Origin of the sequence: Dyella sp. (genome assembly GCF_036746095.1) — a bacterium.
In the GTDB taxonomy this organism is placed as follows: domain Bacteria; phylum Pseudomonadota; class Gammaproteobacteria; order Xanthomonadales; family Rhodanobacteraceae; genus Dyella_B.
Genome location: NZ_DAIOEU010000039.1, coordinates 35565 through 44255 on the forward strand (window position 1 = coordinate 35565; position 8691 = coordinate 44255).

General features: G+C 61.6%; 7 protein-coding genes and 1 pseudogene. 7 read left to right on the forward strand and 1 reads right to left on the reverse strand.

Going from position 1 to position 8691, the window contains the following annotated elements; genetic code table 11:
• Together V7M64_RS15265 and pcp are read left to right on the forward strand one after the other, a co-directional pair.
• Positions 1-969, forward strand: coding sequence for a DUF979 family protein (locus V7M64_RS15265; protein ID WP_333680216.1), 969 nt, complete (start codon positions 1-3; stop codon positions 967-969).
• Positions 970-986: 17 nt separating this feature from the next.
• Positions 987-1640, forward strand: coding sequence for a pyroglutamyl-peptidase I (gene pcp / locus V7M64_RS15270; protein WP_333680217.1), 654 nt, complete (start codon positions 987-989; stop codon positions 1638-1640).
• An 85-nt stretch (positions 1641-1725) separates the two neighbouring features.
• Here pcp and V7M64_RS15275 read toward each other — a convergent pair whose 3' ends face one another.
• Positions 1726-3525 carry an aminopeptidase P family protein gene (locus tag V7M64_RS15275; protein WP_333680218.1) on the reverse strand — a complete coding sequence of 600 codons (1800 nt, stop codon included), beginning with the start codon at positions 3523-3525 and terminating at the stop codon, positions 1726-1728.
• 593 nt (positions 3526-4118) lie between these two features.
• Between V7M64_RS15275 and cyoA the strand changes: the two genes are divergently transcribed.
• The 5 genes and pseudogenes from cyoA to pyrG form a co-directional block, all read left to right on the forward strand.
• The gene (gene cyoA, locus V7M64_RS15280) at positions 4119-5048 is read left to right on the forward strand and encodes a ubiquinol oxidase subunit II (RefSeq protein WP_333680219.1); all 930 of its coding nucleotides are present in this window, start codon (positions 4119-4121) and stop codon (positions 5046-5048) included.
• A 3-nt stretch (positions 5049-5051) separates the two neighbouring features.
• Positions 5052-7067: a cytochrome o ubiquinol oxidase subunit I gene (cyoB, locus tag V7M64_RS15285; protein WP_333680220.1), complete on the forward strand. Its 2016-nt coding sequence runs from the start codon at positions 5052-5054 to the stop codon at positions 7065-7067.
• A gap of 3 nt (positions 7068-7070) precedes the next feature.
• Positions 7071-7691: a cytochrome o ubiquinol oxidase subunit III gene (gene cyoC, locus V7M64_RS15290; protein WP_333680221.1), complete on the forward strand. Its 621-nt coding sequence runs from the start codon at positions 7071-7073 to the stop codon at positions 7689-7691.
• Between the two features lies 1 nt (position 7692).
• Complete coding sequence (cyoD, locus tag V7M64_RS15295) at positions 7693-8064, forward strand: cytochrome o ubiquinol oxidase subunit IV (RefSeq protein WP_333680223.1); 372 nt, start codon at positions 7693-7695, stop codon at positions 8062-8064.
• Positions 8065-8287: 223 nt separating this feature from the next.
• Positions 8288-8691 (forward strand): annotated as a pseudogene (pyrG, locus tag V7M64_RS15300) (CTP synthetase); the annotation flags it as partial.

The following is an 8691-nucleotide window of genomic DNA, read 5'->3' on the forward strand; positions in this document are numbered from 1 at the left end:
ATGTTGCGCATCGAGTATGTGTACTGGCTGATCGCGGTCTTTCTGTTGTTCACCGCCTGGCGCAATCTGCGCGAACGGCAGTTTGCGCGTGCCACTTTCTGGTTGCTGTTGGGCGTGTTGTTCGCGGGCGGCGATGTCGTGCTCGCGCAACAGCAAGCTGGCAACGCGTGGCCCGCGCAGCTGGCCGGATGCATGGTGATTGCGCTGGCGCTGCTGGCGCCATGCCTGCGCAGGCGATCGCATTCGGAGCCAGTGAGCAGTCCTGTGCGGATCGCCTCGGCGATCCGCCTTGGCCATAAGTTATTTGTGCCGGCGTTGTTGATTCCGCTGGTCACGCTGCTGGTCGCGTTGTTTGGCGCGCACCTAGCTGTCGGCGGCGTGGCTTTGTTCGCCAAGCCGCAAATGACGCTGACTGGTCTCGCATTGGCGTGCGTGGTGGCTTTACTTGCCGCCGCCCGTATTGCGCGAGTGTCGCCACATCAGGGATTGGCGGAAGGGCGGCGGCTGCTCGACGCCATCGGCTGGGCGGCCTTGCTGCCTTTGTTGCTGGCTGCGCTTGGCGAGGTATTCACGCAGAGTGGCGTTGGCGGTGATATCGCGGCGCTGGCGAGCATGCTGCTACCCGAAGGCAATGCCTTCCTGTGCTTGCTGGTGTTTGCGTTCGGCATGGTGTTGTTCACCGTGATCATGGGTAACGCCTTTGCGGCTTTCCCGGTGATGATGGCGGGCATCGGTCTGCCGCTGCTGGTGCAGCGTTATGGCGCCAATCCGGCCGTGCTGGGCTCCATGGGCATGCTGTGCGGTTACTGCGGTACGCTGCTGACGCCGATGGCCGCCGACTACAACCTGGTCCCTGCCGCGTTGCTGGAACTGCGCAGTCCATATGGCGTCATCCGCGCGCAGGCATGGAGTGCGGCAAGCATCTTTGTGGTCACCTTCATTACCATGTGGCTGCTGGTCTTCCGTTGACAGGTATCCGTAACGCCATGAGCGAACAGCCACGCATCTTGCTGACGGGGTTCACGCCGTTCGGCGGAGAAGACATCAACCCTTCCTGGGAGGCGGTGCGGGTGCTTGATGGCAAGCACATCGGCGGTCATCGCGTGATATCGCGCGTGCTGCCCACCGCGTTTGCGCAATCGCAACGCGAGCTGGCGATGATGATGGATGAGCTTGCGCCGGCGATCGTGCTTGGCGTAGGGCAGGCGGGTGGGCGAAGCCGGCTTTCCATCGAGCGCGTGGCGATCAACGTGCAGGACGCGCGCATGGCCGACAACAGCGGTGCGCAGCCTATTGATGAAGCCGTCGTGGTGGAGGGGCCAGCTGCCTATTTCAGTACCCTGCCGATCAAGGCGATGCTCAAGGCCCTGCTTGCCGAGCGGCTGCCGGCCGAGATATCCAATACGGCAGGGACCTTCGTTTGCAATCACGTGGCTTATTTAATGCTGCACTTGGCGGCGAAACGTCCCGGTGTGCGCGCGGGGTTTATCCACATTCCGTACTCGCCTTCGCAGGCGGTGCGCTTTCCGAATGCGCCAAGCATGGGTGGCGAAGATGTGCTGCGCGCCCTGTCCATTGTGTTGGAGATTGCAACGGCGCGGCGCGACGATGACCGCTTTGGCGCAGGTACGCTCGATTGATAACGTAGGCTGGAATGAAATCCCTGCTTTCGTGCGCTTGTCGACGCGGAAATTTTCCCCGGCCGACATGATCATCTAGCGACATCTAGAGCGGCGCGCAGTGTTTTTCCAGCCACGCCAGATCCGCATCTTCCAGCAACGGCGCCAATGCCGCGCGCACCGTGGCGTGGTAGTCGTCGAGCCAGGCGCGCTCCTCGGGGTTGAGCAGGCCGGGTTCCAATGCGCGCCGGTCGAACGGGCACAGCGTGAGCGTTTCGAACGCGTAGAAATCACCGAACTCGGTCTGGTCGGCTTCCACCACCACGGCGAGATTCTCGTGACGGATGCCGTGACGCGCAGGTTTATATAAGCCAGGTTCGATCGAGGTGATCATGCCTGGTTCAAGCGACACCAGCGTGGCGCCGGATGCCGGCGGACGAATGCCGTGCGGCCCTTCATGCACGTTCAAGAAGTAGCCCACGCCATGGCCGGTGCCATGACCGTAGTCCATGCCGCTGGCCCACAGCGGTGCGCGGGCCAGCGCATCGAGTTGCGGACCGCTGGCGCCTTTGGGAAAGCGCGCGCGGGAGAGCGCGATCATGCCTTTCATCACCAGCGTGGCATCGCGTCGTTGCTCCGGCGTCGTCGGCCCCAGGGCCAGCACGCGGGTGATGTCGGTGGTGCCGCCAAGATATTGGCCGCCGGAGTCGACCAGCAGCAGGCCGTGGCGCTGCAAGGTGTTGTGCGCTTCGGGCGTGGCGCGATAGTGCGGCAGCGCGCCGTTTTCCATGTAGCCGGCGATGGTGGCGAAACTTTCGCCAACGAAGTCGGGTTGCGCGGAGCGTTCGTTGCGCAGCAAGGCATCCACGTCCAGCTCGGTTTGCGCCATGCCGGCGGCGAGGCGTTCTTCCAGGCGACGGAAGGCACGCGCCAGGGCGGCGCCATCGCGGCGCATCACTTCGCGGATATGCGCCAGCTCGCTCTTGCTCTTGATCGCCTTGAAAGCCGTGGAAGGGTTGGGCGCCTCGACGCGCTTCACCTCCGGCGCGACGGCTTGCAGCACCTTGCTCACCACGCGCCCCGGCTCGAACAACAAGGTGTCGCTGGCCTTCAATTCGCCGAGCGCATCATCCAGGGTGGCGTAATTGGCGATGCGGATGCCGTCGGCCAGCAAGGCGGCGACGACGTCATCCTTGAGCTTGTCCCGATCGACGAACAGCGTGGCCCGTCCAGACGCCTCCACCAACAAGTGCGCGAGGAACACCGGATTGCATTCGACGTCACTGCCGCGCAGGTTGGTGAGCCAGGCGACGTCATCCAGGCTGGAGACTAGGTGATGTGTCGCATGCTGCTTGCGCATGGCGTTGCGCAACTTTTCGAATTTTTCGGCGCGCGTGGTGCCGGCGTAGGTGAGCGGATGCTCGAACACCGGTGCATGGGGCAGGGCGGGGCGATCGAGCCATACCATGCCGGGCAAATCGAGATCGACGCGCAATGTGGCTCCCACGCTATTTAATAGTCGCTCGATCTGCCGCTGCGTGGCCACCGAGACGCTGTCGCCAGCCACTGCCACCACGTCACCTTGATGCAGGTGTTGCTGCAACCAGGTCAAATGTTCCGGCGCGTGCGACACGCGCTGCTTCATCAGCGCAATACCACTGCCGGCAAGCTGTTGTTCGGCTTGTGAGAAATAGCGCGAATCAGTCCACACGCCGGCGTCCATCGCGGTAACCAGCAACGTGCCGGCCGAACCGTTGAAACCCGATAGCCATTCGCGTGCCTGCCAATGCGCGGGCAGGTATTCGGACAAATGCGGATCGGCGGTAGGAACGAGGCAGGCGGCGATGGCGTGCTTGGCCATCGCTTCGCGCAAGGCAGCAATGCGTGCGGGGATCGGAGTGCTCATCGGCGCTGGATCGTAGGTTGGGTTAGTGCAGCGTAACCCATGCTTGCCACGTTGCACTCCCTCCCCTGTTTACAGGGTGGGTTGGGGTGGGGTGCTGCGAGCGAAGCTCGCGTCCGGCTACGCCGGACTGATGTCCCGCGCATGATCGAACATCACCGCAAGATTCGCTTCGCCCCATCCAGCCCCTGAGGTATCCCCGCGTTTTTTGCCAATTGTCCAGAAAATGTAAGGGTTACATCGAGCCCATTTCGAAGCGAATCGTCATTCCGGCGAAGGCCGGGTCCAGTGCAATACGATGTGCGAGGCACGCAGCATAGAAAAAGCAATGTGTGCTGCGCACCGCGTACTTAGACTGGATTCCGGCCTTCGCCGGAATGACGAGCAAAAACGCGGGGATACCTCAGACCCAGCCCTCTCCCCTATTGTACGCAGGGGGGGGAGTCGATCACCGATGCGTCACGCGCATCGCCTGCGACATTCCGTCTGGCGGCGGCAACCGTTCACAGGCTAGTCACACCTTGCTGCAGCGCGATAACATATACGGGTCGTTTCCCCAACGACACATCCCAATCAGTCCTTCTCAAGAGTCGTTCGTGAACAAGCGTTCCCTCGTCTCCGCCGCGCGCTGGTCGTGCGTAGGTATCGCTGCGCTATTGCTCAGCGGTTGCAATCTGGAACTCATGTCGCCCATGGGCGATATCGGCGCCCAGGAAAAGTCGTTGATCCTGATCGCCACAGGTTTGATGCTGTTGGTCGTGGTCCCGGTCATCGCGATGACCCTGATCTTTGCCTGGCGCTACCGTGCTTCCAATACCAAAGCCAAGTACGCGCCGAAGTGGTCGCATTCGACCGCGATCGAGGCGGTGGTGTGGATCATTCCCTGCATCATCATCGCGATACTCGGCACCATCACCTGGCGCACCACGCATGCGCTCGATCCGTACAAGCCGCTGGCGCATGAGGCCAAGCCGCTCACCATCCAGGCCGTGTCAATGGATTGGAAGTGGGTGTTCATCTATCCCGAATACGGCGTGGCCAGCGTCAATGAATTGGCGCTGCCGACCGATGTGCCGGTGCATTTCGAGATCACGTCCGACTCGGTGATGAACGCGTTCTTCATTCCGCAGTTGGGCAGCCAGATCTACGCGATGGCGGGCATGGAAACGCAGCTGCACCTGATTGCGAACCATCCGGGCACCTATGCCGGCCTGTCCAGCAACTACAGCGGCGCGGGTTTCTCGGACATGCACTTCACGGCGATTGCGACCTCGCAACAAGGTTTCAAGGACTGGATCAACAAAGCCAAGGCCAGCCAGCTCAGCCTGGATGACCAGACCTATCACGCGCTGGCACAACCGAGCGAGAAGGTGCCGGTGACGTACTACACCAACGTCAAGCCGGGCCTGTTCAACGCCATCATCGGCCAGTACATGGGCGACATGAAGATGGACAAGATCGGCGATGCGCCGGCACAGGCCAGCGCCATCCCCTCGCCAAACGATCACGCCAAGGCTGCGGAGTAGGCCATGTTCGGAAAACTTTCTTTATCGGCCATTCCTTTCCATGAGCCGATCATCATGGGCACCCTGCTGATGGTGTCCCTGGGCGGCGCGGCGCTGCTCGGCTGGGTCACGCTCCAGCGCAAGTGGGGTTATCTGTGGAGCGAATGGTTCACCACGGTGGACCACAAGCGCATCGGCATCATGTACGTGATCCTCGCGCTGGTGATGCTGCTGCGCGGGTTTACCGACGCCATCATGATGCGCGCGCAGCAGGCGATCGCATCGGCGGACGCCGCGGGCTACCTGCCGCCGCATCACTACGACCAGATCTTCACCGCACACGGCGTGATCATGATTTTCTTCGTGGCCATGCCGTTCGTGGTGGGCCTGATGAACCTGGTAGTGCCGCTGCAGATCGGCGCGCGCGACGTGGCGTATCCGTTCCTGAATTCGCTCAGCTACTGGCTCACCGCGTCAGGCGTGGTGCTGGTGATGATCTCGATGTTCGTGGGCGATTTCGCCGCTACCGGCTGGCTGGCGTATCCGCCGCTGTCGGAGTTGAAGTTCAGTCCAACCGTGGGCGTGGACTACTACATCTGGTCGCTGCAGCTATCAGGTTTGGGTACCACGCTTAGCGGCATCAACTTCATCGTCACGATCCTGCGCATGCGTACGCCAGGCATGAAGATGATGCAGATGCCGGTGTTCACCTGGACGGCGCTGGTCACCAACATCCTGATCGTGGCGGCATTCCCGATCCTGACGGTGGCGCTGGCGCTGCTGGCGGCCGACCGCTACCTGGACATGCACTTCTTCACCAACGAGCTTGGCGGCAACGCCATGCTGTACATCAATCTGATCTGGATCTGGGGTCACCCTGAGGTATATATCCTGATCCTGCCGTGCTTCGGCGTGTTTTCCGAAGTGGTGGCGACGTTCAGTGGCAAGCCGCTGTTCGGCTACAAGTCGATGGTGTACGCCACCGCGGGTATTGGCATCGCCTCCTTCGTGGTGTGGCTGCACCACTTCTTCACCATGGGCTCGGGCGCGGACGTGAATGCCTTCTTCGGCATCTCGACCATGATCATTTCGATTCCGACCGGCGTGAAGCTGTTCAACTGGCTGTTCACCATGTACCGCGGCCGCATCCGCTTCACCTTGCCGATGCTGTGGACGGTAGCGTTCATGGTCACCTTCACCATCGGTGGCATGACCGGCGTGCTGCTGGCGGTGCCGGGTGCGGACTTCGTGCTGCACAACAGCCTGTTCCTGATCGCGCACTTCCATAACGTAATCATCGGCGGCGTGCTGTTCGGCCTGTTCGCGGCGATGAACTACTGGTTCCCGAAGGCCTTCGGCTTCAAGCTGGAAGAGCGTTGGGGCAAGGCGTCGTTCTGGTGCTGGGTGGTCGGCTTCTATCTGGCTTTCATGCCGCTGTACGTGCTGGGCCTGATGGGCATGACGCGCCGCATGAACCACTATGCGAACCCGGCATGGCAGCCTTACCTGATCGTGGCTGCTGTAGGTGCCGTCTTCATCGCTGCGGGCATCGGCTTCATGCTGCTGCAGTTCGTGGTGAGCATCCGCAACCGCGCTGCGAATCCCGACCTGACCGGCGATCCGTGGGGCGGTCGTACGCTGGAGTGGGCGACCAGTTCGCCGGCGCCGTTCTATAACTTTGCGGTGCTGCCGAAGGTCGATGAACTGGATCAGTTCTGGGCCGACAAGGAACACAAACGCGCCTACCCGCAGTACGCGCACTACGACGACATTCACATGCCACGCAACACCGGCGCCGGTTTGATCATGGCCGCGTTCGGCACGGTGTTCGGCTTTGCCATGGTGTGGCACATCTGGTGGCTGGCCATCGGCGGCCTGCTCTGCATGATCGGCTCGTTCCTGGTGCGCGCTTTCGATACCGACGTGGACTACTACGTGCCGGGTGCCGAGGTCGAGCAGATCGAGCGTGCACGCCTGGTGCCGCTGCACAAGCTGATCGAAAACGTGGGTCCGGCCTCGGCCGGCGAGAAGGTGGCTTAATCCATGAGTACCGCAATTACTGCTAACGGCGCCATCGCACATGGCGGTGCCCACGAGCATCACGACGACGGTTCCAAGACCCTGCTGGGGTTCTGGATCTACCTGATGAGCGACTGCCTGATCTTCTCGGGCCTGTTTGCCACCTTTGCCGTGCTGGGACACGCCACCGCCGGCGGCCCCACCGGCAAGGAGTTGTTCGATCTGAAGTTCGTGTTCGGTGAAACCATGCTGCTCTTGATCAGCAGCTTCACCTTTGGCCTGGCGATGCTGAATATGCACGCGGGCAAGCGCAACAAGGTGATTGCCTGGTTGTTGGTCACCTTCCTGTTCGGTGCCGGCTTCGTGGGCATGGAAGTCTACGAATTCCACCACTTGATTGCGTTCGAGCACGCCGGCCCGGATCGCAGCGCGTTCCTTTCAGCCTATTTCGGCCTGGTCGGCACGCACGGCCTGCACGTTACCTCCGGCCTGATCTGGCTGGCGGTGATGATGGTGATGGTCGGCAAGTTCGGCCTGAACGATGCCGTGCAGCGCCGCCTGTCGTGCCTGAGCCTGTTCTGGCACTTCCTGGATCTGGTGTGGATCTGCGTGTTCAGTTTCGTCTATCTGTTCGGAGTGCTCTGAAATGTCGAGCCAGCATGGTCATTCTGACGCCCACGCGCATAACGCACATGGCAGCTTGAAGAGCTACACCGTCGGTTTCGCGCTGTCGTTGATCCTCACGGTGCTGTCGTTTGGCTGCGTGATGAGCGGGGCGGTGCCGCAGCATTTGGTGGCGCCTGGCATCGTGGTGTTCTGCGTTGCACAGCTGCTGGTGCAGTTGGCGTTCTTCCTGCACATGAGTGCTGCACCGGGGCAGCGCGACAACCTGTCGATCGGCGTGTTTACCCTGCTCATCATCGCCATCGTGGTGGTGGGTTCGTTGTGGGTGATGCACAACATGAACCTGTACATGATGCATCCGGTGATGCAGTCCACTTCCTCGAGCATCGGCTAGACGTAATTGCGAGCACCCACCGGTTGGGGTGAGCGAATGCGACCCCAACCGTGCCGAGTCGATCCAGGCTGGCGATATTGGGGTTCATTCGCCCACCCAAATCCACGATTGGCGTCTCGCCCAATCGCGCCGCAGCATAATATTTCTCTCTTTCCATGCGCAGCCATCTCGCGGTAGAAGCGATCTGCCGCTAAAATGCCGATTTCCAGCACGGCTGCTTTCCATGACCCCCCTGATTTTCGTCACTGGCGGTGTGGTGTCCTCGCTAGGCAAGGGCATCGCGGCGGCGTCGCTCGCGTCCATTCTCGAGGCCCGCGGCCTCTCGGTCACCATGATGAAGCTCGATCCCTACATCAATGTGGATCCGGGCACCATGAGTCCCTTCCAGCACGGCGAGGTCTACGTGACCGACGACGGCGCGGAGACCGACCTGGACCTTGGCCACTACGAGCGCTTCGTCCACACCCGTCTCACCGGCAAGAATTCCATCACCACCGGCAAGATCTACGAATCGGTGATCCGCAAGGAGCGCCGCGGCGACTACCTGGGCGCCACCGTCCAGGTGATCCCGCACATCACCGACGAGATCAAGCACTGCATCCACGAGGCCACCCGCGGCTTCGACGT